This is a genomic window from Enterobacter chuandaensis (assembly GCF_039718975.1).
Lineage (GTDB): Bacteria > Pseudomonadota > Gammaproteobacteria > Enterobacterales > Enterobacteriaceae > Enterobacter > Enterobacter chuandaensis.
Window position 1 is genome coordinate 4,048,103 of record NZ_CP097173.1, and the last position, 22,396, is coordinate 4,070,498.

A 22,396-nucleotide genomic window follows, 5' to 3' on the forward strand; every position below is an offset into this window, starting at 1 on the left:
GGGTGATGCAGTGAAATGTGCTTAATGTCGCAAATATGAGAATTGATGTCGTTTGTGCGAGTTGCCGGGTGGCGATGCGCTTACCTGGCTACGACACCCTAAAAGCAAAAACCCCGCCGAAGCGGGGTTTTGAAAGAAGTTGAAGCTGACCGATAAGCCGGGTTCTGTCGTGGACAGTCATTCATCTAGGCCAGCAATCGCTCACTGGCTCAAGCAGCCTACCCGGGTTCAGTACGGGCCGTACCATGTGAACCCCTATTTGGCCTTGCTCCGGGTGGAGTTTACCGTGCCACGGACTGTTACCAGCCGCGCGGTGCGCTCTTACCGCACCCTTTCACCCTTACCTGATCCCGCTTACGCGGGCCATCGGCGGTTTGCTCTCTGTTGCACTGGTCGTGGGTTTCCCCCCCAGGCGTTACCTGGCACCCTGCCCTATGGAGCCCGGACTTTCCTCCCCTCCGCCCGTCTCCCCCGAAAGGGACGACGACGAAGCGGCGACTGTCTGGTCAGCTTCGGCGCGCAGTATAGAGGGTTTGCGCGCCGCTGTCACCCTCAGGCGCAGGCAAGATGCTATTAACGCGCCACTTCCACCTTCGCCAGTTTTTCGTAGTAGCACGCAATCGCGCTGTGATCGGCCGTGCCCAGGCCATCCGCACGCAGCGCCTGCATCATCTCCATGACCGCAGCGGTCAGCGGCAGCTGTGCCCCCACGCCGTGAGACGTATCCAGCGCGTTCGCCAGATCTTTGATGTGCAGGTCAATGCGGAAACCGGGTTTGAAGTTACGATCCATCACCATCGGCGCTTTGGCATCCAGCACGGTACTGCCCGCCAGGCCGCCACGTATCGCCTGATAGACCAGATCCGGATTGACGCCCGCTTTGGTTGCCAGCGTCAGTGCCTCAGACATGGCGGCAATGTTCAGCGCCACAATCACCTGGTTCGCGAGCTTGGTGACGTTGCCCGCACCAATTTCACCGGTATGTACCACGGAGCCGGCCATCGCTTTCATCAGGTCATAGTATTTGTCGAACACGGCCTTATCGCCGCCCACCATTACCGAAAGGGTTCCGTCGATGGCTTTCGGCTCGCCGCCGCTGACGGGCGCATCCAGCATCTCGACGCCCTTCGCTTTTAACGCCTCGCTGATTTCACGGCTTGCGAGCGGGGCGATAGAGCTCATATCAATCAGCACCAGGCCCGGCTTCGCCCCCTCGATGATGCCGTTCTCCCCCAGCGCGACCTCTTTGACGTGCGGAGAATTTGGCAGCATGGTAATGATGACATCGCACTGCTCAGCAATGGCTTTGGCGGTACTGGCTGTTTCCGCGCCCGCCGCCATCACTTCAGCCACAGACTGCGGATTGTGATCGGATACCACCAGTGAGTAACCCGCTTTAATCAGGTTCTTACTCATTGGTTTACCCATGATCCCAAGACCAATAAAACCCACTTTCAGCGTCATAATCTGTTTCCTCAATGATGGTTATTTTTTAAAAGCGTCCGCTAATTTCTGCGTGGCCGAGCGGAATACGCCGAGGTCGCTGCCGACGGCAACGAAGGTCGCCCCCCACTCCAGATAGCGGCGGGCATCGGCTTCCACCGGCGCCAGAATGCCGCACGGTTTGCCGTGTGCTTTAGCGCGGGCAAAGATGTGCTGGATCGCGCGCTGCACGTCAGGATGGCTGGCGTTACCCAGATGGCCAAAGGCAGCAGCCAGATCGCTTGGGCCGACGAAAATACCGTCCACGCCGTTTGTGGCTGCAATCGCGTCGACGTTATCAACGCCCTGCTGGCTCTCGATTTGGACCAGAATGGTGATGTTGTTATTGGACTGGGCGAAGTAGTCCGGCACGGTGCCAAACATGTTGGCGCGGTGCGATACGGAGACGCCACGGATCCCTTCTGGCGGATAGCGCGTTGAGGCCACGGCAAGCGCGGCCTGCTCTTCCGTTTCCACAAACGGGATCAGGAAATTGTAAAAACCGATATCCAACAGGCGCTTGATTATCACCGGCTCGTTAGTTGGCACGCGCACCACCGGGGCGCTGGGGCTGCCTTTCAGCGCCATCAGCTGCGGAATAAAGGTGCTGATATCGTTCGGCGCATGTTCACCGTCCAGCACCAGCCAGTCGAACCCGGCCAGGCCTAACACTTCGGTGCTAATAGGGTTTGCCAGCGCGGACCAACAGCCAATCTGAATCTGGTGCGCCGCGAGGGCAGCTTTAAACTTATTCGGGAAGATATCGTTATTCATCACTTAACCCTTTTTAATTCCGCAGTTTTAGCCAGTATTATTTTTCCAGAACAGATTCTTTATATTTATTTCTCTGACTGAATATTGGCGTTATAAAATCGTCATTCAGTATAATCGGCTCTGCACGGCAGCACATTGTTTTGATGCTCAAGTATCGCGCTACATCTCAACGCTATTTTGAGCATATGCACAAAGTAGTGGGCGCTAATGCACAGAATCAAGGATTAGTCCGCCTGAAACGATCGCGATCACATTTTCACTTTTCCTCTCCTGACATGCTTTATTTCTGCGTTAAGAAAACGATTATCCAATGAGTTATTTTTCATAGCTGAAACTTTGCCGGAGAAGAGTGAATAATGGCCGATATTGCAATTAGAGAGGCATCGCCGACGGCGTTTTATATTAAAGTTCACGATACGGATAACGTGGCGATTATTGTCAACGACAATGGCTTAAAAGCAGGCACCCGCTTCCCGGACGGGCTGGAGCTGATTGAGCATATTCCGCAGGGACACAAGGTCGCGCTGGTGGATATTCCTGCCCACGGTGAAATCGTACGCTACGGCGAAGTCATCGGCTATGCGGTACGCGCTATCCCCCAGGGTAGCTGGATTGAGGAGTCTCTGGTGACGCTGCCAGAAGCACCGCCGCTGAATACGCTTCCGCTGGCGACCCGCGTTCCTGAAGCTTTACCGCCGCTGGAGGGCTATACCTTTGAAGGCTACCGCAATGCGGACGGCAGCGTCGGCACCAAAAACCTGCTCGGCATTACCACCAGCGTGCACTGCGTGGCGGGCGTGGTGGATTACGTGGTGAAAATCATTGAGCGCGATCTGCTGCCGAAGTACCCGAACGTCGACGGCGTGGTGGGTCTTAACCACCTGTACGGCTGCGGCGTGGCGATCAACGCACCAGCGGCGGTTGTGCCTATCCGTACCATTCACAATATCGCCCTGAACCCGAACTTTGGCGGTGAGGTAATGGTGATTGGTCTCGGCTGTGAAAAATTGCAGCCAGAGCGCCTGCTGCAGGGCACCGAAGATGTCAAAGCCATTCTGGCGGATGAGGCCAGCATTGTGCGCCTGCAGGACGAGCGCCACGTTGGTTTCCGCTCAATGGTCGACGATATTCTGCAGGTAGCAGAGCGTCATCTGGATAAACTCAACCGCCGCCAGCGCGAAACGTGCCCGGCGTCGGAACTGGTGGTGGGCACCCAGTGCGGCGGCAGCGATGCGTTTTCCGGCGTGACGGCTAACCCGGCGGTGGGCTATGCGTCCGATCTTCTGGTTCGCTGCGGCGCCACGGTGATGTTCTCTGAAGTGACCGAGGTGCGTGATGCTATCCATTTACTCACGCCGCGCGCCGTCAACGAAGAGGTGGGCAAACGCCTGCTTGAGGAGATGGCCTGGTACGATAACTATCTCGATATGGGCAAAACCGACCGCAGCGCCAACCCGTCTCCGGGGAACAAGAAAGGCGGCCTGGCGAACGTGGTAGAAAAAGCCCTCGGTTCGATTGCCAAATCCGGCCAGAGCGCGATTGTGGAAGTGCTCTCTCCGGGCCAGCGCCCGACGAAGCGCGGCCTGATTTATGCGGCTACGCCTGCCAGCGACTTTGTTTGCGGCACTCAGCAGGTGGCGTCGGGTATTACGGTGCAGGTGTTTACTACCGGGCGCGGCACGCCCTACGGCCTGATGGCGGTCCCGGTGATAAAGATGGCGACCCGCACCGAGCTGGCAAACCGCTGGTATGACTTAATGGATATCAACGCGGGAACTATTGCCACCGGGGAAGAGAGTATTGAAGACGTGGGCTGGAAACTGTTCCACTTCATTCTGGATGTGGCGAGCGGGCGGAAGAAAACGTTCTCGGACCAGTGGGGGCTGCATAATCAGCTGGCGGTGTTTAACCCGGCGCCGGTGACGTGATGGCCCCTCACCCTGCCCTCTCCCCATAGGGGAGAGGGTAAAAAACTTAAACCAGCACCACGTCAATTCCGCTTTTCCGCAGCCCGTCCAGGCTCTCCGCAGGAATGCCTTCATCGACAATAATCATATCAATCCGTTGCGTATCAATGATTTTATGCAGGCTTGAGCGGTTAAACTTGCTGGAGTCGGTCACGACAATAATACGCTCTGCCACCTCGCACATTTTGCGGTTCAGGCGTGCTTCATCCTCGTTGTGCGTGCTTACACCGCGATCGAGATCGATAGCGTCAACGCCCAGGAACAGCAGATCAAAGTGATAATTCTGTAAGGACTGTTCCGCCTGGTCGCCGTAGAAGGACTGCGACTGACGCCGCAAGTGCCCTCCGGTCATCAGCAGCTCTACCCCTTCTGCTTCCAGCAACGCATTCGCCACGTTCATCCCGTTGGTCATCGCAATGACGTCCGTGTGCTGGCGCAGCATACGGGCGATCTCAAACGTCGTGGTGCCGGAATCCAGAATAATGCGGTGCCCCGGCTTCACCAGCGCGGCGGCGGCCTGGGCGATGCTGCGCTTCACCGCCGTATTGAGCGAGCTTTTATCCTCAACGGAAGGCTCGACGCCAGGCGCATTCCCTTCGCAGATCAGCGCCCCGCCGTAGGCGCGAACGGCAATCCCCTGCTTTTCCAGAAACGCCAGATCGTTACGGATCGTCACCGTCGACACGCCGTACAGATGTGAAAGATCGTTAACCTGCACGCTTCCCTGCGCCCGCAACCGCTGAATGATCTGCTCTCGCCTTTCACTGGTACCGGTGATGCGCTTCTCTGCGGATGAATCGCTGCTGCTCATACGAGATCCTTAATCAATTAACTTTCGTTTCATTTCGTTTTGTCTATTAACGCCTTTCTTTTTAGCGAATGCAAGTGCTGTCTGGCGGACACACGTAAGCCTTCCTATAGCTGAAACCTTTCATTATGTTTCTTTTGTGAAACAGATCGGAAAACCATTATCTTTCGTTTTATTTTTACACCACCATAATGCAGGATTAAATGAAACAAAACGAAAGATAAATATCATTACCATCCGAAATGGAGAGGAAAGTGAAACATCTGACAGAAATGGTGGAACAACATAAACGGGGGAATGCAAACGGGATTTATGCCGTCTGTTCCGCACATCCACTGGTGCTTGAAGCTGCCATTCGTTACGCCCATTCACGCCAGACGCCACTGCTGATTGAAGCGACCTCAAACCAGGTGGATCAGTTTGGCGGCTATACCGGCATGACCCCCGCCGATTTCCACGGGTTCGTCTGTAAGCTGGCGCAATCGCTTGGTTTCCCGACATCACAGCTGATCCTCGGCGGCGATCATTTAGGACCTAACCGCTGGCAAAACCTGCCTGCTCTGCAGGCGATGACGAACGCCGACGATCTGATCAAAAGCTACGTGGCAGCCGGGTTCAAGAAGATCCATCTCGACTGCAGCATGTCCTGCGAGGACGATCCGGTCCCCTTGACCGACGCGATTGTCGCCGGGCGCGCCGCGCGTCTGGCTAAGGTTGCCGAAGCGACCTGTCGCGAGCAGTTTGGTGAATCCGATCTGGTCTACGTTATCGGCACGGAAGTGCCGGTCCCGGGTGGCGCACACGACACGCTCACCGAACTTGACGTCACCACGCCAGAGGCAGCACGCGCCACCCTTGAAGCCCACCGCCACGCGTTCGAAAAGGAAGGCTTAAACGACATCTGGCCGCGCATCATTGGCCTTGTGGTCCAGCCGGGTGTGGAGTTCGACCACGCGCACGTCTGTGACTATCAGCCCAAAAAAGCCGTCGCGCTGAGTGAAATGGTCGAAGGGTACGACACACTGGTGTTTGAAGCGCACTCCACCGATTACCAGACGCCGCAGGCGCTGCGTCAGTTGGTGAACGATCACTTCGCTATTTTAAAAGTCGGCCCTGCCCTGACCTTTGCCCTGCGCGAAGCGCTGTTCTCACTGGCCGCCATTGAAGAAGAACTGCTGCCAGCGAAAGCCAGCTCGGGTCTGCGTCACGTTCTGGAAAACGTGATGCTCGATCGCCCGGAATACTGGCAAAGCCACTACCACGGCGACGGCAATGCGCGGCGTCTGGCGCGCGGCTACAGCTACTCCGACCGCGTGCGCTATTACTGGCCGGACAGCCAGATTGACGACGCCTTTGAACGACTGGTGTGCAACCTGGCAGACGAACCCATCCCGCTGCCGCTTATCAGCCAGTATCTGCCACTGCAGTACAGCAAAGTTCGCGAGGACGCTCTCAAGTCAACGCCACGGGAACTCATCATTGACCACATTCAGGACATACTCCAGCAGTACCATGCCGCCTGCGAAGGCGTAACGACTCCACACGCATAATTAAAAAGAGGAAAACGCTATGCCAAACATTGTCTTATGCCGCATTGATGAACGCCTGATCCACGGACAGGTGGGCGTGCAGTGGGTGGGGTTTGCGGGGGCAAACCTGGTGCTGGTGGCAAATGACGAGGTTGCAGACGATCCGGTTCAACAAAACCTGATGGAAATGGTACTCGCGGAAGGGATCGCCGTGCGTTTCTGGTCGCTGCAAAAAACGATCGACAACATTCACCGCGCCGCTGACCGCCAGAAAATTCTGCTGGTCTGCAAATCACCCGCCGATTTTCTGAAGCTGGTTGAAGGCGGCGTACCTATCACCCGTATCAATGTCGGAAACATGCACTACGCCAGTGGCAAACAGCAAATTGCCAAAACGGTCTCTGTCGACGCGAACGATATCGCAGCGTTCACCGGCCTGAAAGCGGCCGGGGTGGAATGCTTTGTTCAGGGCGTCCCAACAGAAACCGCTTTGGATCTCTTTAAACTGCTTTGAGGGATTCACAATGGAAATCAGTCTGTTGCAGGCATTCGCGCTGGGGCTTCTTGCCTTTATCGCGGGCCTGGATATGTTTAACGGCTTAACACATATGCACCGTCCGGTGGTGCTTGGCCCCCTGGTCGGCCTGATTTTGGGCGATCTGCATACCGGGATCCTGACCGGCGGTACGTTAGAGCTGGTCTGGATGGGTCTGGCGCCGCTTGCGGGCGCGCAGCCGCCAAACGTGATTATCGGCACTATCGTCGGCACCACGTTTGCCATCACCACGGGCGTGAAGCCGGATGTCGCCGTTGGGGTCGCGGTGCCGTTTGCCGTGGCGGTTCAGATGGGTATCACCTTCCTCTTCTCCGTGATGTCCGGCGTGATGTCCCGCTGCGATCGCATGGCGGCCAATGCGGACACCAACGGCATCGAGCGGGTTAACTATCTCGCCCTGCTGGCGCTGGGTATCTTCTACTTCCTGTGTGCATTTCTGCCGATTTACTTCGGTGCGGAACACGCGAAAACCGCCATTGATGTCCTGCCGGAACGTCTGATAGACGGCCTTGGCGTCGCGGGCGGCATCATGCCAGCCATCGGCTTCGCCGTGCTGCTGAAGATCATGATGAAAAACGTCTACATCCCTTATTTCATTATCGGTTTTGTCGCCGCGGCCTGGCTGAAGCTTCCGGTGCTGGCGATTGCCGCAGCGGCACTGGCAATGGCGCTGATTGACCTGATGCGTAAATCACCTGAACCGGCGGCTCCCGCAGCTCAGAAAGAGGAATTCGAAGATGGCATCTAACCAAACCACCCTGCCGGGCATCTCTGAAAATGAAGAGACCCTGCTCACCGGCGTGAATGAAAACGTCTATGAAGACCAGACCATTGGCGCGGAGCTGACGAAGAAAGACATTAACCGCGTGGCCTGGCGCTCCATGCTGTTACAGGCGTCGTTCAACTACGAGCGTATGCAGGCCTCCGGCTGGCTGTATGGGCTACTGCCTGCCCTGAAAAAGATCCACACCAATAAGCGTGACCTGGCGCGCGCCATGAAAGGCCACATGGGGTTCTTTAATACCCACCCGTTTCTGGTGACCTTTGTTATCGGCATTATCCTGGCAATGGAGCGTTCCAAGCAGGATGTAAACAGCATTCAGAGCACCAAAATTGCGGTCGGTGCTCCGCTCGGCGGCATCGGCGACGCCATGTTCTGGCTGACCCTGCTGCCCATCTGCGGCGGTATCGGCGCCAGCCTGGCACTGCAGGGGTCGATTCTGGGCGCCGTGGTCTTTATCGTCCTGTTTAACGTGGTGCACCTCGGCCTGCGTTTTGGCCTGGCGCATTACGCTTACCGGATGGGCGTGGCGGCCATTCCGCTTATTAAAGCCAACACCAAAAAGGTCGGCCATGCTGCGTCCATTGTGGGGATGACGGTGATCGGTGCGCTGGTGGCGACCTACGTGCGCCTGAATACCACGCTCGAAATCAAAGCCGGGGATGCAGTTGTTAAGCTGCAAACCGACGTGATTGACAAGCTGATGCCCGCTTTTTTACCGCTGGTTTACACCCTGACCATGTTCTGGCTGGTGCGCCGCGGCTGGAGCCCGCTGCGCCTGATTGGCATCACCGTAGTGCTGGGCGTTGTCGGTAAATTCTGTCACTTCCTGTAAAAGCAAAGAGGTTGCGATGTTAGGCATTATTTTGACGGGGCACGGCGGCTTTGCCAGCGGGCTTGAACAGGCGATGAGGCAGATCCTTGGCGAGCAGCCGCAGTTTATCGCCATCGATTTTCCGGAAACCTCCACTACTGCCAGGCTGACCGCTCAGCTTGCGCAGGCGGTGAGTGAGCTGGATCCACAGCAGGATATTATTTTTCTCACCGATCTTCTCGGCGGCACGCCGTTTCGCGTGGCGTCAACGCTCGCGATGCAAAGACCGGGTAGCGAAGTGATTACCGGCACCAACCTGCAGCTTTTGCTGGAAATGGTGCTGGAACGTGACGGGTTAAGCAGCGAAGCGTTTCGTCTGCAGGCGCTGGCGTGTGGCCACCGCGGCCTGACCAGCCTGGTGGATGAACTGGGTCGCTGTCGCGAGGAAGCCCCCGCAGAGGAAGGAATATGATTCGGTTACTTTCCCAGCGCTCGCCTTTGTAGTCTTACATAGCGTGTTCCGGTGGCCTTACGGCATCAGATCGTAAGGCCTTTCTTTTCCTTTCCTTGATCCTTCCCTTTCCTTTCACGATCACACTTTTCGTTTTATTTCTTTTCTTTCATTGAACTTTCGATTTCTTTTCTATAGATTTTATTTAACTGCTAATGTGAACAAGTGAAACGAAACGAAAGATAGCGACACGTTTGCCAGCGTCTGATGTGGATTTCACACGACTAAGGACTGAGTTATGCCACAAACCACCGCCGCCGCCACAACCGGCACCTGGACCGAAGAGGAGATCCGCCAGCAGCCTGCCAGCTGGATCCGCTCACTCAACAACATTGATAATCTGCGCACCTCGATTGACGGTTTCCTGACGCCGCTGCTGCGTAAGCACGATCTGCGGATCGTCCTCACCGGCGCGGGCACCTCCGCGTTTATTGGCGAGATAATTGCCCCCTGGCTTGCGAGCCACACCGGGAAAAATGTTTCTGCCATACCGACAACCGATCTGGTCACCAACCCGATGGATTACTTCAGCCCGGCGCACCCGCTGCTGCTGGTCTCTTTTGCCCGCTCCGGCAATAGCCCGGAGAGCGTCGCCGCCGTTGAGCTGGCAAACCGGTTCGTGCCGGAGTGCTACCACCTGTCGATCACCTGCAACGAAGCGGGAAGCCTGTACCAGAACGCGGTCGACGGTGATAACGCCTTTGCCCTGCTGATGCCTGCCGAAACGCACGATCGCGGGTTCGCGATGACCAGCAGCATTACCACCATGATGGCAAGCTGCCTGGCTGTATTCGCACCAGAGACGATCGGCAGCCAAAGCTTCCGTGACGTGGCCGATCGCTGCCAGGCGATCCTCACCTCGCTCGGGGATTTCAGCCAGGGCGTCTTTGGCAACGAACCGTGGAAACGCGTTGTGTATCTGGGAAGCGGCGGTCTGCAGGGCGCGGCGCGCGAATCGGCGCTGAAGGTGCTGGAGCTGACCGCGGGCAAGCTGGCGGCGTTTTACGATTCGCCAACGGGCTTTCGTCACGGACCTAAGTCACTGGTGGATAACGAAACGCTGGTGGTGGTGTTTATCTCCAGCCATCCGTATACGCGTCAGTACGATCTGGATCTGCTGGCCGAACTGCGCCGCGATCGCCAGGCCATGCGCGTGGTTGCCATCGCCGCTGAAAACGATCCGGTTATTGAAGCGGGGCCGCATATCCTGCTGCCGCCTTCCCGTCCGTTCAACGATATGGAGCAGGCGTTCTGTTTCCTGATCTACGCCCAGGTCTTTGCACTGACCCAGTCTCTGCATGTTGGCAATACGCCGGACACGCCATCCGCCAGCGGAACGGTCAACCGCGTGGTTCAGGGCGTGGTTATTCATCCGTGGCAGGCTTAAGAGGATCGTATTATGAGTATTATTTCGACCAAATATCTTCTGCAGGACGCGCAGGCAAAGGGCTATGCCGTTCCGGCCTTTAACATCCATAACGCCGAGACGATCCAGGCGATCCTTGAAGTGTGCAGCGAAATGCGATCGCCCGTGATCCTCGCCGGGACGCCGGGCACCTTTAAACATATTGCGCTGGAAGAGATCTATGCCCTGTGCAGCGCATACTCCCTCAGCTACGACATGCCGCTGGCGCTGCATCTCGATCATCACGAATCGCTGGATGACATTCGTCGCAAGGTACATGCCGGCGTACGCAGCGCGATGATCGACGGCAGCCATTTTCCGTTTGAACAAAACGTGAAGCTGGTGAAATCGGTGGTTGATTTCTGCCACCTCAACGACTGTAGCGTTGAGGCCGAACTGGGGCGTCTGGGGGGTGTGGAAGATGACATGAGCGTCGACGCCGAAAGCGCATTTCTGACCGACCCGCAGGAGGCGAAACGCTTCGTTGAGCTGACCGGCGTGGACAGCCTCGCCGTCGCCATCGGCACCGCGCATGGCCTCTATACCAAACGCCCCAAAATTGACTTCCAGCGCCTGGCTGAGATCCGCGAGGTGGTAACGGTGCCGCTGGTGTTGCACGGTGCGAGCGATGTTCCGGATGACGATGTACGCCGCACCATTGAACTGGGGGTATGCAAAGTTAACGTCGCAACCGAGCTGAAAATCGCCTTCTCAGACGCGGTCAAAGCCTGGTTTGCCGAGAACCCGCAGGGCAACGATCCGCGCTTCTACATGCGCGTCGGGATGGACGCCATGAAAGAGGTGGTCCGAAGTAAAATCACCGTTTGCGGCTCGGCGAACCGTCTGCGTCTTCCGGCAGAAGCATAACTACAAGGATCTTACCCTGATGAAAAAAATCCTCACCCTCTCATTGCTGGCCCTGTGCGTTTCCCATAGCGCAATGGCCGCGAACTACACGCTCACTAACGACAAGATTGCCCTGTCCTTTGATGACGCAAATTCAACGGTGGTGGTGACTGACAAAAAGGCCAACCACCCCATCACCCCGCAGGAACTGTTCTTTCTGACGCTGCCGGACGAAACCAAAATCCATACCGCTGATTTCAAAATCAAGCACGTCGAAAAGCAGGACAGCGCCATTGTCATCGACTTTACCCATCCGAATTTTAACGTAACGGTGAAGCTCAACCTGGTGAAGGATAATTACGCCAGCATCGATTACACCCTCGCGGCGGTAGGCCAGCCGCGTGACGTGGCGAAAATCACCTTCTTCCCAACGAAAAAGCAGACGCAGGCACCTTATGTTGACGGGGCGATCAACAGCTCCCCGATTGTCGCGGACTCGTTCTTTATTCTCCCGGACAAGCCCATCGTTAACACCTACGCCTATGAAGCGACGACCAACCTTAACGTAGAGTTGAAAACGCCGGTTCAGCCCGCAACGCCGGTCAGCTATATCACCTACTTCGGCACCTTCCCGGAAACCAGCCAGCTGCGCCGCAGCGTGAACCAGTTTATTAATGCCGTGCGTCCGCGTCCGTATAAGCCTTACCTGCACTACAACAGCTGGATGGATATTGGCTTCTTTACCCCCTATTCCGAACAGGACGTGCTGGGGCGGATGGACGAATGGAATAAGGAATTTATCGCCGGACGTGGCGTGGCACTGGATGCCTTCCTGCTGGACGATGGCTGGGACGATCTTACCGGGCGCTGGCTTTTTGGCCCGGCATTCAGCAACGGTTTTGGCAAAGTACGGGAAAAAGCCGACAGCCTGCACAGCTCGGTCGGACTGTGGCTCTCGCCGTGGGGCGGCTACAACAAGCCGCGCGACGTTCGCGTCTCGCATGCAAAAGAGTATGGGTTCGAAACCGTCGACGGGAAGCTGGCGCTGTCAGGACCGAACTACTTTAAGAACTTCAATGAGCAGATCGTTAAGCTTATCAAAAACGAACACATTACCTCGTTCAAGCTGGACGGGATGGGTAACGCCAACGCGCATATCCCGGGCAGCCCGTATGCCTCGGATTTTGACGCCTCCATCGCCCTGCTGCATAACATGCGCAGCGCCAACCCGAATCTGTTTATCAACCTGACAACAGGCACCAACGCCAGCCCGTCCTGGCTGTTCTACGCGGATTCCATCTGGCGTCAGGGTGATGACATCAACCTGTACGGTCCCGGCACGCCGGTACAGCAGTGGATGACCTACCGCGATGCGGAAACGTACCGCTCCATTGTGCGTAAAGGCCCGCTTTTCCCGCTGAACTCGCTGATGTATCACGGCATCGTCAGCGCAGAAAACGCCTATTACGGGCTGGAGAAGGTACAAACGGACAGCGATTTTGCCGATCAGGTCTGGAGCTACTTCGCCACCGGCACCCAGTTGCAGGAGCTGTATATCATCCCTTCAATGCTGAACAAGGCGAAGTGGGATACGCTGGCGCAGGCCGCAAAATGGTCGCGGGATAATGCCGGCGTTCTGGTGGATACACACTGGATTGGCGGAGACCCGACGGCGCTGCAGGTTTACGGCTGGGCTTCGTGGAGTAAAGACAAAGCCATACTCGGCTTGCGTAACCCGTCGGATAAGCCGCAAAGCTACTATCTGGATTTAGCGAAAGAGTTTGAAATCCCCACGGGAGACGCGGCGCAGTTTAGTCTGAAAGCGGTGTACGGCAATAACTCAACCGTACCGGGGGAGTATAAAAACGCGGTGGTGGTTACGCTACAGCCGCTGGAAACGCTGGTGTTTGAGGCGATGCCAGGTAAATAGAAGAGTACATAAATCTGTAGGCCGGGCAAGGCGCAGCCGCCACCCGGCAAAACAGTAGCAGGAGTTACTCCCCCTGCTGCTCCAGCGCATACTTATACAGCGCATTTTTCTTCACGCCGTGGATCTCCGCCGCTAATGCCGCCGCTTTCTTCAGCGGCAGTTCGGCCTGTAGCAAGGCCAGCGTACGCAGCGCATCGGCAGGCAGGGCATCCTCTTCCGCTTTATGCCCTTCGACAATCAGCACCATTTCGCCTTTGCGGCGGTTTTCATCTTCCTTCACCCACGCCAGTAGTTCTCCTACCGGCGCGCCGTGAATGGTTTCCCAGGTTTTGGTCAGCTCACGAGCCAGCACTACGTAGCGGGATTCTCCCCAGACGGTCACCATGTCTTCCAGGCTTTCCAGCAGGCGGTGGGTGGATTCGTAAAAGATCAGGGTACGCGGTTCCGCTTCCAGCTCCTTCAACACATCACGACGGCCTTTGGATTTGGCAGGCAGGAAACCTTCATAACAGAAACGGTCGGACGGCAGACCTGCCGCGCTCAGCGCAGCAATGGCGGCGCACGGCCCCGGCAGTGGCACAACGCGAATACCGGCTTCGCGACAGGTGCGCACCAGATGGTAGCCAGGATCGTTAATCAGCGGCGTCCCGGCATCTGAGACCAGCGCGATGTTCTGCCCCTCTTTGAGCTTCGCCACCAGCGTGTCGGCTTTTTGTTGCTCATTGTGATCGTGAAGGGCAAACAAACGGGCGTTAATCGCGAAATGTTGCAGCAGTAAACCGGTGTGTCGGGTGTCTTCAGCAGCAATTAAATCAACAGCTTGCAATACGGTGAGTGCACGTTGGGTAATATCAGACAAATTCCCGATAGGAGTAGGTACAATATAAAGCTGGCCTTGAGAATTATCTGCCGTTTCGTGTTGTTTCATTGTTTCGTCCGTATTGCCGATTTAATATTGAGCATTGCGTAAAAAAAATCACTGGATACAGTATGGTACCGTTAACGTTTCTTCGAAAAAAAGCCACGCGCAGCGTGCCGCTGCTGCTCGCAGCCCTGATTTTTGCAGGCTGTGGCACCCAGGCACCTGACCAGAGCACCGCCCATCTTCAGGGCTCCGCTCAGGCTGATTCTGGCTTTTATCTGCAACAAATGTCGCAGAGTACAAATGATACCAGGATCAACTGGCAATTACTCGCCATTCGTGCACTGCTGAAAGAGGGTAAAACCCAGCAGGCTGCTGAGCTGTTCAACCAGCTGCCGAAAGATCTTAACGATACCCAGCGTACAGAGCAGAGTCTGCTTTCTGCCGAGCTGAAGGTTGCGCAGAAAGATTATGATGGCGCGAAAAAGATCCTGGGGAGCATCGACCTGAGCGCGCTGGATAAAAACCAGCAGGCGCGCTTCTGGCAGGCGGGCATTACCGCTGAGCAGGGACGCCCTTCCCTGACCCTGCTGCGCGCCTTGATCGCCCAGGAGCCGCTGCTCGCTGGTGCCGACAAGCAGAAAAACATTGATGCCACCTGGCAGGCGCTTGCCTCGATGACCCAGGATCAGGCAAAGGCGCTGGTCATCAACGCCGATGAAAACGTGCTGCAGGGCTGGCTTGATCTGCAACAGATGTGGTTTAACAACCGCAGCGATCCTAAGATGCTGAAAGCCGGTATTACCGACTGGCAGACCCGCTACCCGCAGAACCCGGGCGCGAAAATGCTGCCCACACAGCTGGTAAACGTGCAGAACTTTAAGCCCGCCTCGACCAGCAAAATCGCGCTGCTTCTGCCGCTAAATGGCCAGGCAGCCGTGTTTGGCCGCACTATTCAGCAGGGCTTTGAAGCGGCGAAAAACGGCACGACTCCGGTAACGGGCAGTGCGGTACCGGTACAGGCAGCGCAGGCGGCCAACGTGAACGACGTTGTCAGCCCGTCAGCAGCAGAGACCAGCGACCTGACCACAGCGCAAACCCCACCGCAAGGCACGATGCAAAACCCGGTGACGGCACCGACTACGCCTCCGGCTACCTCAGCACCTGCAACACAGCCTCCGGCTGAGACACAGTCGACGCCTGCGCCAGAGGCAACAGCAGAACAGCCTCAACAGCAGCCTGCACAACCAGCATCACAACCTGCCGCTCAGCCGCAGGCCGTGGCGACCACCAGCGCCAACCCTGGCGCTGAGCTGAAAATCTACGACACCAGCTCGCAGCCGCTTGACCAGGTGCTGGCGCAGGTTCAGCAGGACGGGGCGAGCATCGTTGTCGGCCCGCTGCTGAAAAACAACGTGGAAGAGCTGATGAAGAGCAATACCACGCTGAACGTACTGGCGCTAAACCAGCCGGAACAGGTTCAGAACCGGGCCAATATTTGCTACTTCGCGCTTTCCCCTGAAGATGAAGCCCGCGATGCGGCGCGTCATATTCACGAGCAGGGTAAACAGGCTCCGCTTCTGCTCATCCCACGCAGCGCGCTGGGCGATCGCGTGGCCAACGCCTTTGCCGATGAGTGGCAGAAGCTGGGCGGCGGCGTGGTGCTGCAGCAGAAATTCGGTTCAGTGTCTGAACTGCGCGCTGGCGTAAACGGTGGAGCGGGTATCGCGCTTAACGGCAGTCCTGTCACCGCGAGCCTGCCACAGCAGCAGAGCGTGACAATTGGCGGCCTGACCATCCCTGCCCCGCCTACCGACGCGCAGATTAGCGGCGGCGGGAAAGTAGATGCGGCCTATATCATTGCCACGCCGCAGGAGATCGCCTTTATCAAACCGATGATTGCGATGCGTAACGGCAGTCAGAGCGGCGCAACGCTCTACGCCAGCTCCCGCAGCGCGCAGGGCACCGCAGGCCCGGATTTCCGTCTGGAAATGGACGGCCTGCAGTACAGCGAAATTCCGATGCTGGCAGGTAGCAACCCGGCGCTGATGCAGCAGGCGCTAAGCTCCGTACGTAACGACTACTCTCTGGCGCGTCTGTATGCGATGGGTGTTGATGCGTGGGCGCTGGCAAACCACTTTACCCAGATGCGTCAGGTGGCGGGCTTTGAGCTTAACGGCAACACCGGCGATCTGACCGCCACTCAGGACTGTGTGATTAACAGGAAGTTATCATGGCTCAAATACCAGCAGGGGCAAATCGTCCCGGCCAGTTAAGCCGTAAAGAGACCGGCGATGCGTGGGAGTTAAAAGCGCGTCGCTGGCTTGAAGGCAAAGGACTGCGCTTTATCGCCGCTAACGTCCGCGGGCGCGGCGGCGAAATTGATCTGATCATGAAAGACGGTCAGGTGATTGTGTTTGTAGAAGTCCGCTTTCGACAGTCTTCCCGTTTTGGCGGTGCTGCCGCCAGCGTGACGCTCGCCAAACAACATAAATTATTACAGACTGCCCACTTGTGGCTTGCCCGCCATAATGGGAGCTTTGATACTGTGGATTGCCGTTTCGATGTGATAGCCTTCACCGGAAATGAGATCGAATGGCTTAAAAACGCTTTTGGCGAAGACGCATAATTAAGATTTAAAAGGGATAACGTGCTCGAAAGAATTAAAGTGTGCTTCACAGAAAGCATCCAGACTCAGATTGCCGCGGCGGAAGCCCTTCCGGACGCAATCTCTCGCGCTGCAATGACGCTGGTGCAATCCCTGCTTAACGGCAACAAAATCCTCTGTTGTGGCAACGGAACCTCAGCCGCCAACGCACAGCATTTTGCTGCCAGCATGATTAACCGTTTTGAAACCGAACGCCCGAGTTTACCTGCCGTTGCACTTAATACCGATAATGTGGTCTTAACAGCGATTGCTAACGATCGTCTGCATGACGAAATTTACGCAAAGCAGGTGCGCGCCCTGGGGCATGCCGGCGATGTGCTGCTGGCCATCTCTACGCGCGGCAACAGCCGGGACATCGTCAAAGCCGTTGAAGCCGCCGTTACCCGCGACATGACCATCGTCGCCTTAACCGGCTACGACGGCGGTGAGCTGGCGGGCTTGCTTGGGCCGCAGGATGTGGAAATTCGCATTCCGTCTCACCGTAGCGCACGTATTCAGGAGATGCATATGCTCACGGTGAACTGCTTGTGCGATTTGATCGATAACACGCTTTTCCCTCACCAGGATGATTAAGGAGTTTTTATGAAGGCTTTATCGACCCTCGCAGTCCTTATGTCTGCACTACTGCTGCAGGGATGTATCGCTGCGGCCGTTGTGGGTACTGCCGCCGTAGGCACCAAAGCAGCGACCGATCCGCGCTCTGTGGGAACGCAGGTGGATGACGGTACGCTGGAGCTGCGGGTCAACAGTGCGCTGTCGAAAGACGAACAAATTAAGAAAGAAGCGCGTATTAACGTAACGGCTTATCAGGGCAAAGTCCTGCTGACGGGCCAGTCACCGAATACCGAGCTCTCCAGCCGCGCGAAACAGATCGCAATGGGCGTTGAGGGCACAACGGAAGTCTTTAATGAAATCCGTCAGGGTCAGCCAATCAGCCTGGGCACCGCGTCGTCTGACACCTGGATCACCACCAAAGTCCGCTCCCAGCTGCTGGGCTCAGACCAGGTGAAATCCTCAAACGTGAAAGTGACGACTGAAAACGGCGAAGTGTTCCTGCTGGGTCTGGTGACCGACCGTGAAGGGAAAGCGGCGGCGGATATCGCCAGCCGGGTGAGCGGCGTGAAGCACGTCACCACCGCGTTTACCTACATTAAGTAATCCACGCCTGACTAAAAGCCCGGTAAGCGCGAGCGCTACCGGGCTTTTTTACATCAACGCAATACTCCCCACCATCACCCCGCTCAACGCCACAAGCCCCGCCGTCAGCCACAGCGCTTTCGCCGGAAAAGACTTACGCAGCATGATGAGCGACGGCAGGCTGATCGCCGGCAGCGTAATCAGCAGCGCAAGCGCCGGTGCGGTGCCCATACCGGCCAGCATCATGGTTTGCACGATCGGGATCTCCGCCGCCGTGGGGATCACGAACAGGCAGCCTGCAATGGCCATCGCAATCACCCACATCAGCGAGTTGTCGATGGCGCCATCCGCATGGGGGAACAGCCAGACGCGCGCCGCGCCCAGAACCAGTACCGCCAGGATATACACCGGGATGGTGCTCCAGAAAAGCTGCCAGAGCGCTTTGCCCCAGCGCGTAAAGAACCCTCCCTGCGGTTCGCTGACGTCCAGTTCAACGGAAGCAGGCTCTGGCGCGTTATCCTTCACCAGCTTTTGCACCAGCGTCGCCACCGCCAGCACCGTCACCAGCCCGGCAACCAGACGGATAGCGGCAAAATGCCAGCCGAGCACAAAGCCCATAAACACCAGCGTCGCCGGGTTGAGCAGCGGGTTACCCATCCAGAACGCCAGCGCGCCGCCCATCGACACCCTCTGGCGGCACATACCCGCCGCCACCGGCGCGGCGCAGCAGGAGCACATCATGCCCGGCAGAGAGAAAATCGTCCCCAGCAGCGTGCCCTGAAAGCGCGGCTGACCAAGCGTTTTCATCAGCCAGTTGCGCGGGATCAGCACCTGAATCAGCGAGCCCAGAATCACGCCTAACACGGCGGCTTTCCAGACGGCAAGGAAGTAGACCATGGCGTAGTCCCATGCCGCCTGAAGCGGGCTGGCATCAGCCTGAGCGAGAATAGATTTACCGATGCTGTGCGTTTCGGCAGCGGTGAAGGCTTTACCGTAGTACGGCTGCCATTTCACATACCAGAGGCCAATGATGACCACGAGAAAGAAGAGTGCGGGCTTCCACCATTGGACAGGTGTTGCCGCCTGAGATGAAGACTGACCAGTCATACCATTCCCCGGAGAGTGTTATTTAATAAGCCGGAGAAGTTTACGCCTCGCCCTGTGCGATTTCACGCAGTTTTGCCGAAGGGATGATATTGACGCCCTCCTGCGACGGTGCCAGCGCCTCTTTCAGCATCGCCTGCGCGACGTCCCGTGCCTCAATGGACTTCCAGTTACCCGGCAGGATGCGAAACAGCGGGGCGAAAAAGGACTCGTTAAAACGCCGTTCGTCGCGGTGGCCAATTAGCATCGAAGGCCGCGCGATGGTCAGGCGCTCCCACTTCTGCGCAATCAGCGCCTCTTCCATCTTGCCCTTCACCTGGTTGTAAAAAAACGGCGAGCCTGCGTTCGCGCCGTGCGAGCTGACCACCAGGAAATGTTTTGCTCCCAGCTTTTTCGCCGTCAGGGCGGTATCCACCACCAGCGTGTAGTCCGCATGGACAAACGCCTCTTTACTCCCGGCCTCACGCCGCGTCGTGCCCAGGCAGCAAAAAGCGATATCAATCGGATCCTGCACCTGCGCCAGCGCGTCGGTGAGCTGCGGATCGTGCGGATTAAAGACGCCGGTGACATCCAGCAGCGGGCGCCGCGTCGGTGCGGCAATGTAGTTGATGTGGCGATCCTGGATCAGCAGCCGCAGCAAATGTCCGCCCACCAGCCCGGTAGCGCCGGTAATCAGTACCTGACTCATCGTATCCCCTTTACAGAATTGTCCGTTTGCGAACTCAGCGTGGTCGACCACACTTAGAAGTCTGTTACAGGTAAGTATTTACCACAAGCGGAGAAAAATCAGTCTGAAGCCAAAACAACGGAGGAAGCATGGGTAAAAAAATCGCAGTCCTGATTACCGACGAGTTTGAAGATTCAGAATTCACCTCTCCCGCAGAGGCGTTCCGCAAGGCGGGACATGAGGTTATTACCATTGAGAAAGAAGCGGGTAAAACGGTGAAAGGCCATAAGGGCGAAGCCAGCGTGACGATTGATCAGTCTATTGATAACGTCAGCCCGTCCGATTTCGACGCTCTGCTGCTGCCGGGCGGCCATTCACCGGATTCCCTGCGCGGAGATGAGCGCTTCGTGACCTTTACGCGAGATTTTGTTTCTACGGGCAAACCGGTGTTCGCCATTTGCCACGGCCCGCAGCTGCTGATCAGCGCCGAAGTGGTACGCGGGCGTAAGCTCACGGCGGTGAAACCGATCGTTATCGATCTGAAAAACGCAGGGGCTGAGTTCTACGATCAGGAAGTGGTTAACGACAAGGACCAGCTGATCACCAGCCGGACCCCGGACGACCTCCCGGCGTTTAACCGCGAAGCGCTACGCCTGCTCGGCGCGTAGCCAGTGCAGCTTCTTGCCAAAGCCCAGGGTGTTATCGGTAAATTTCAGCTCATCGAGGCGGATTTCCCACACAGGGGCTTTTAGCGCAGCGGCAACCGGAAAGCGGCGCGTGTAGAGCTTACGGCGCGCGTCGCCCTCTTCTCCATCCAGACGACGGATCTCCCCTTTGAACTGCACGCCGCGGATCAGCGCGACGGTTTTCGGCTGCCCGTTTACCGTGCCCGCCACCTTTGCCTGCTGGCCGGTCATCTGCGCATGCCGGGTTTTGTCCTCACTCATGACGTAAAAAGCGACGCGTTCAGGATCGTAGTAGTAAAAGGCGTTGGCGCACCACATTTCGCCCTCGCTATATACGCACCAGGTCACGACATGCTGCTTCGCCAGCCAGCGGTTAATGGCGGCCAGTGTTTCCATTTTCGTTCTCTCTCATGCTATGGTGCGTTCACCTTAACATACTGAATCTGTTTACCGTGTGCTGGTTTCTCTATCTTGTCCGAACCGCTGATAACGCTCTCTACACCGGGATCACTACCGATGTGGCGCGGCGTTTTTTACAACATCAAACGGGGAAAGGGGCAAAAGCACTGCGGGGGAAAGGCGAACTACAGCTGGCATTTTCAGCCGCGGTGGGCGACAGATCGCTGGCGCTCAGGCTGGAGTACCGCATCAAGCAGCTAACGAAGCGCCAGAAGGAGCGCCTCGTGACCGGAGACGGCTCCTTTGAGGCGCTACGCGAAAGCCTGGTTAAAAGCGATTGAAATGATCGTGGTAGTCCACCAGACCATTTACGCCGTTCAGGGCATCATCCGCCAGGCGGTGCACCTGGAAAGCGGACTCGGTACCCGGCCAGCGGCAGCGCAGATCGTAATGCGCCGCCTGCTCAAAGCCTAAGCGGCCATAGAACGCCGGATCGCCCAGCGTGACCACGGCGGCGTAGCCAAACTCATTCAGCGAGTCCAGCCCTTCATACACCAGCTGGCGCGCCAGGCCCTGCCCGCGATAGTTTTCATCTACCGCCAGCGGTGCCATACCCACCCACTGAATGTCTTCGCCCTGAACGATGACCGGGCTGAAGGCCACATAGCCGACAACCTGACCTTCGTCATCGGTAGCAACCAGCCCCAGCGTGATCAGGCCGTCTTCGCGGAGATCGTGGACCAGTTGGGCTTCCGCGTCGCTCTCAAAAGAGCGGCGTAATAACGCATCGATACCCGGTGCATCAATCCCTATTTCGACTCGAATCAGCATGGCTCACCTACTGAAGTGTGTTTACTGTCCGGCGGGGTTTTCAGCCCGGCCTCAACAAAATCGGCCATTTGCATCAGCATCACGCGCAGCGCTTTCGGCATCTGCTCCAGCTCAATGGCATCCATTAAATTCTTCACGTACAGGCCAAGCTCCGTGTCCCCTTCAATCACCAGACGGCGCTGGAAGAAGAGGGTGTCCGGGTCCTGCTTGCGCGCGGCGATCATCAGCAGATCGCTGGCATCTGCGCTAAAGCTCACGTCCGCCTCGGCGGACTCACGCACGATCAGCTGGTCATTCTCTACGGAGGTAAACCAGCGCAGCCCGATATCACGCACCTCAATGCTCAGCCAGCGGCCTTCCAGAAACTCCAGTTCGCCGTCCTGCAGCGCCTGGCGGAACTGCCAGCTCAGGACCTGCTCCAGCACCTGGCGCTTAAGCGCGAACGGTGCCAGCCTGACCGGCACGCTCAGCATTGATGGACCAAATTGTACGAGACGTGAACGCAGTTTATCCAGCACGAGCTTTACTCCCTGATATCTGTAATCCCGCTATTTTGCCACATCCACTCCAGAACATAGCGGCGTAAATCAACAAACCGTCGTCGGATGTACCTCATTATTGGTGCCATCAATACGCCAT

The 22,396-nt window shown here is 57.0% G+C and carries 24 protein-coding genes and 1 other RNA gene; 15 read left to right on the forward strand and 10 right to left on the reverse strand.

Annotation, left to right across the window (positions count from 1 at the left end; all coding sequences use genetic code 11):
- Nucleotides 1-137: 137 nt before the first annotated feature.
- The 3 genes from rnpB to garL all read right to left on the reverse strand — a co-directional run bounded on the left by rnpB (nt 138) and on the right by garL (nt 2,256).
- Nucleotides 138-514: RNase P RNA component class A (gene rnpB / locus MX657_RS19455), an RNA gene on the reverse strand.
- A gap of 59 nt (nt 515-573) precedes the next feature.
- On the reverse strand, nt 574-1,464 hold the full coding sequence (garR, locus tag MX657_RS19460) for a 2-hydroxy-3-oxopropionate reductase (RefSeq protein WP_080328287.1): 891 nt from the start codon (nt 1,462-1,464) through the stop codon (nt 574-576).
- A 21-nt stretch (nt 1,465-1,485) separates the two neighbouring features.
- Nucleotides 1,486-2,256: a 2-dehydro-3-deoxyglucarate aldolase gene (garL, locus tag MX657_RS19465; RefSeq protein ID WP_032659754.1), complete on the reverse strand. Its 771-nt coding sequence runs from the start codon at nt 2,254-2,256 to the stop codon at nt 1,486-1,488.
- Nucleotides 2,257-2,612: 356 nt separating this feature from the next.
- Here garL and garD point away from each other — a divergent pair, with 356 nt between their 5' ends.
- Nucleotides 2,613-4,184: a galactarate dehydratase gene (garD, locus tag MX657_RS19470; RefSeq protein WP_346806493.1), complete on the forward strand. Its 1,572-nt coding sequence runs from the start codon at nt 2,613-2,615 to the stop codon at nt 4,182-4,184.
- 46 nt (nt 4,185-4,230) lie between these two features.
- Here garD and MX657_RS19475 read toward each other — a convergent pair whose 3' ends face one another.
- Entirely contained in the window at nt 4,231-5,034 is an 804-nt protein-coding gene (locus tag MX657_RS19475; RefSeq protein ID WP_061096978.1) for a DeoR family transcriptional regulator, read from the reverse strand.
- Nucleotides 5,035-5,273: 239 nt separating this feature from the next.
- Here MX657_RS19475 and kbaZ point away from each other — a divergent pair, with 239 nt between their 5' ends.
- The 8 genes from kbaZ (at nt 5,274) to MX657_RS19515 (ending at nt 13,403) form a co-directional block, all read left to right on the forward strand.
- Nucleotides 5,274-6,581 (forward strand): tagatose-bisphosphate aldolase subunit KbaZ, encoded by a 1,308-nt coding sequence (gene kbaZ, locus MX657_RS19480; protein WP_346806495.1) that lies wholly within the window; start codon nt 5,274-5,276, stop codon nt 6,579-6,581.
- A 19-nt stretch (nt 6,582-6,600) separates the two neighbouring features.
- Nucleotides 6,601-7,074 carry a PTS N-acetylgalactosamine transporter subunit IIB gene (gene agaV, locus MX657_RS19485; protein ID WP_346806497.1) on the forward strand — a complete coding sequence of 158 codons (474 nt, stop codon included), beginning with the start codon at nt 6,601-6,603 and terminating at the stop codon, nt 7,072-7,074.
- A gap of 10 nt (nt 7,075-7,084) precedes the next feature.
- Nucleotides 7,085-7,864, forward strand: coding sequence for a PTS N-acetylgalactosamine transporter subunit IIC (agaW, locus tag MX657_RS19490; RefSeq protein WP_252002244.1), 780 nt, complete (start codon nt 7,085-7,087; stop codon nt 7,862-7,864).
- Nucleotides 7,854-8,732, forward strand: coding sequence for a PTS N-acetylgalactosamine transporter subunit IID (gene agaE, locus MX657_RS19495; RefSeq protein ID WP_119916468.1), 879 nt, complete (start codon nt 7,854-7,856; stop codon nt 8,730-8,732). Before agaW ends, agaE begins: the two co-directional genes overlap by 11 nt.
- A gap of 16 nt (nt 8,733-8,748) precedes the next feature.
- The gene (agaF, locus tag MX657_RS19500) at nt 8,749-9,183 is read left to right on the forward strand and encodes a PTS galactosamine/N-acetylgalactosamine transporter subunit IIA (protein WP_080328294.1); all 435 of its coding nucleotides are present in this window, start codon (nt 8,749-8,751) and stop codon (nt 9,181-9,183) included.
- A gap of 277 nt (nt 9,184-9,460) precedes the next feature.
- Entirely contained in the window at nt 9,461-10,609 is a 1,149-nt protein-coding gene (locus MX657_RS19505; protein ID WP_119916469.1) for an SIS domain-containing protein, read from the forward strand.
- A gap of 12 nt (nt 10,610-10,621) precedes the next feature.
- Nucleotides 10,622-11,494: a tagatose-bisphosphate aldolase subunit KbaY gene (gene kbaY / locus MX657_RS19510; RefSeq protein ID WP_346806498.1), complete on the forward strand. Its 873-nt coding sequence runs from the start codon at nt 10,622-10,624 to the stop codon at nt 11,492-11,494.
- Nucleotides 11,495-11,513: 19 nt separating this feature from the next.
- The gene (locus tag MX657_RS19515) at nt 11,514-13,403 is read left to right on the forward strand and encodes an enterotoxin (protein WP_346806499.1); all 1,890 of its coding nucleotides are present in this window, start codon (nt 11,514-11,516) and stop codon (nt 13,401-13,403) included.
- Between the two features lie 64 nt (nt 13,404-13,467).
- Here the strand turns inward: MX657_RS19515 and rsmI are convergent, their stop codons facing one another.
- Nucleotides 13,468-14,331 (reverse strand): 16S rRNA (cytidine(1402)-2'-O)-methyltransferase, encoded by an 864-nt coding sequence (rsmI, locus tag MX657_RS19520; RefSeq protein WP_346806500.1) that lies wholly within the window; start codon nt 14,329-14,331, stop codon nt 13,468-13,470.
- Nucleotides 14,332-14,393: 62 nt separating this feature from the next.
- Here rsmI and MX657_RS19525 point away from each other — a divergent pair, with 62 nt between their 5' ends.
- The 4 genes from MX657_RS19525 to dolP are packed head-to-tail and all read left to right on the forward strand — an operon-like array spanning nt 14,394 to nt 18,091.
- Nucleotides 14,394-16,541 (forward strand): penicillin-binding protein activator, encoded by a 2,148-nt coding sequence (locus tag MX657_RS19525; protein ID WP_346806501.1) that lies wholly within the window; start codon nt 14,394-14,396, stop codon nt 16,539-16,541.
- Nucleotides 16,499-16,894 carry a YraN family protein gene (locus MX657_RS19530; RefSeq protein ID WP_028014533.1) on the forward strand — a complete coding sequence of 132 codons (396 nt, stop codon included), beginning with the start codon at nt 16,499-16,501 and terminating at the stop codon, nt 16,892-16,894. The genes MX657_RS19525 and MX657_RS19530 overlap by 43 nt, the downstream gene beginning before the upstream one ends.
- 21 nt (nt 16,895-16,915) lie before the next feature.
- Complete coding sequence (diaA, locus tag MX657_RS19535; RefSeq protein ID WP_119916472.1) at nt 16,916-17,506, forward strand: DnaA initiator-associating protein DiaA; 591 nt, start codon at nt 16,916-16,918, stop codon at nt 17,504-17,506.
- 9 nt (nt 17,507-17,515) lie between these two features.
- Entirely contained in the window at nt 17,516-18,091 is a 576-nt protein-coding gene (gene dolP, locus MX657_RS19540) for a division/outer membrane stress-associated lipid-binding lipoprotein (protein ID WP_014171764.1), read from the forward strand.
- Between the two features lie 48 nt (nt 18,092-18,139).
- On the opposite strand, the gene MX657_RS19545 is transcribed toward dolP, so the two are convergent.
- Nucleotides 18,140-19,177 carry a permease gene (locus MX657_RS19545; RefSeq protein WP_346806502.1) on the reverse strand — a complete coding sequence of 346 codons (1,038 nt, stop codon included), beginning with the start codon at nt 19,175-19,177 and terminating at the stop codon, nt 18,140-18,142.
- Between the two features lie 40 nt (nt 19,178-19,217).
- Entirely contained in the window at nt 19,218-19,862 is a 645-nt protein-coding gene (locus MX657_RS19550; protein ID WP_119916473.1) for an NAD(P)H-binding protein, read from the reverse strand.
- Between the two features lie 128 nt (nt 19,863-19,990).
- Here MX657_RS19550 and MX657_RS19555 point away from each other — a divergent pair, with 128 nt between their 5' ends.
- Nucleotides 19,991-20,509, forward strand: coding sequence for a type 1 glutamine amidotransferase domain-containing protein (locus tag MX657_RS19555; RefSeq protein WP_080328302.1), 519 nt, complete (start codon nt 19,991-19,993; stop codon nt 20,507-20,509).
- Here MX657_RS19555 and MX657_RS19560 read toward each other — a convergent pair.
- Nucleotides 20,489-20,923: a YhbP family protein gene (locus MX657_RS19560; RefSeq protein ID WP_333016908.1), complete on the reverse strand. Its 435-nt coding sequence runs from the start codon at nt 20,921-20,923 to the stop codon at nt 20,489-20,491. The two genes, MX657_RS19555 and MX657_RS19560, sit on opposite strands and share 21 nt — an antisense overlap.
- A gap of 14 nt (nt 20,924-20,937) precedes the next feature.
- Between MX657_RS19560 and MX657_RS19565 the strand changes: the two genes are divergently transcribed.
- Nucleotides 20,938-21,267 carry a GIY-YIG nuclease family protein gene (locus tag MX657_RS19565; protein ID WP_139784167.1) on the forward strand — a complete coding sequence of 110 codons (330 nt, stop codon included), beginning with the start codon at nt 20,938-20,940 and terminating at the stop codon, nt 21,265-21,267.
- Here MX657_RS19565 and MX657_RS19570 read toward each other — a convergent pair.
- Nucleotides 21,254-21,757, reverse strand: a complete 504-nt coding sequence (locus tag MX657_RS19570) for a GNAT family N-acetyltransferase (RefSeq protein WP_080328304.1) — start codon at nt 21,755-21,757, stop codon at nt 21,254-21,256. The genes MX657_RS19565 and MX657_RS19570 overlap by 14 nt on opposite strands.
- Entirely contained in the window at nt 21,751-22,275 is a 525-nt protein-coding gene (gene ubiT, locus MX657_RS19575; RefSeq protein ID WP_217480354.1) for a ubiquinone anaerobic biosynthesis accessory factor UbiT, read from the reverse strand. The genes MX657_RS19570 and ubiT overlap by 7 nt, the downstream gene beginning before the upstream one ends.
- Between the last annotated feature and the right edge of the window lie 121 nt (nt 22,276-22,396).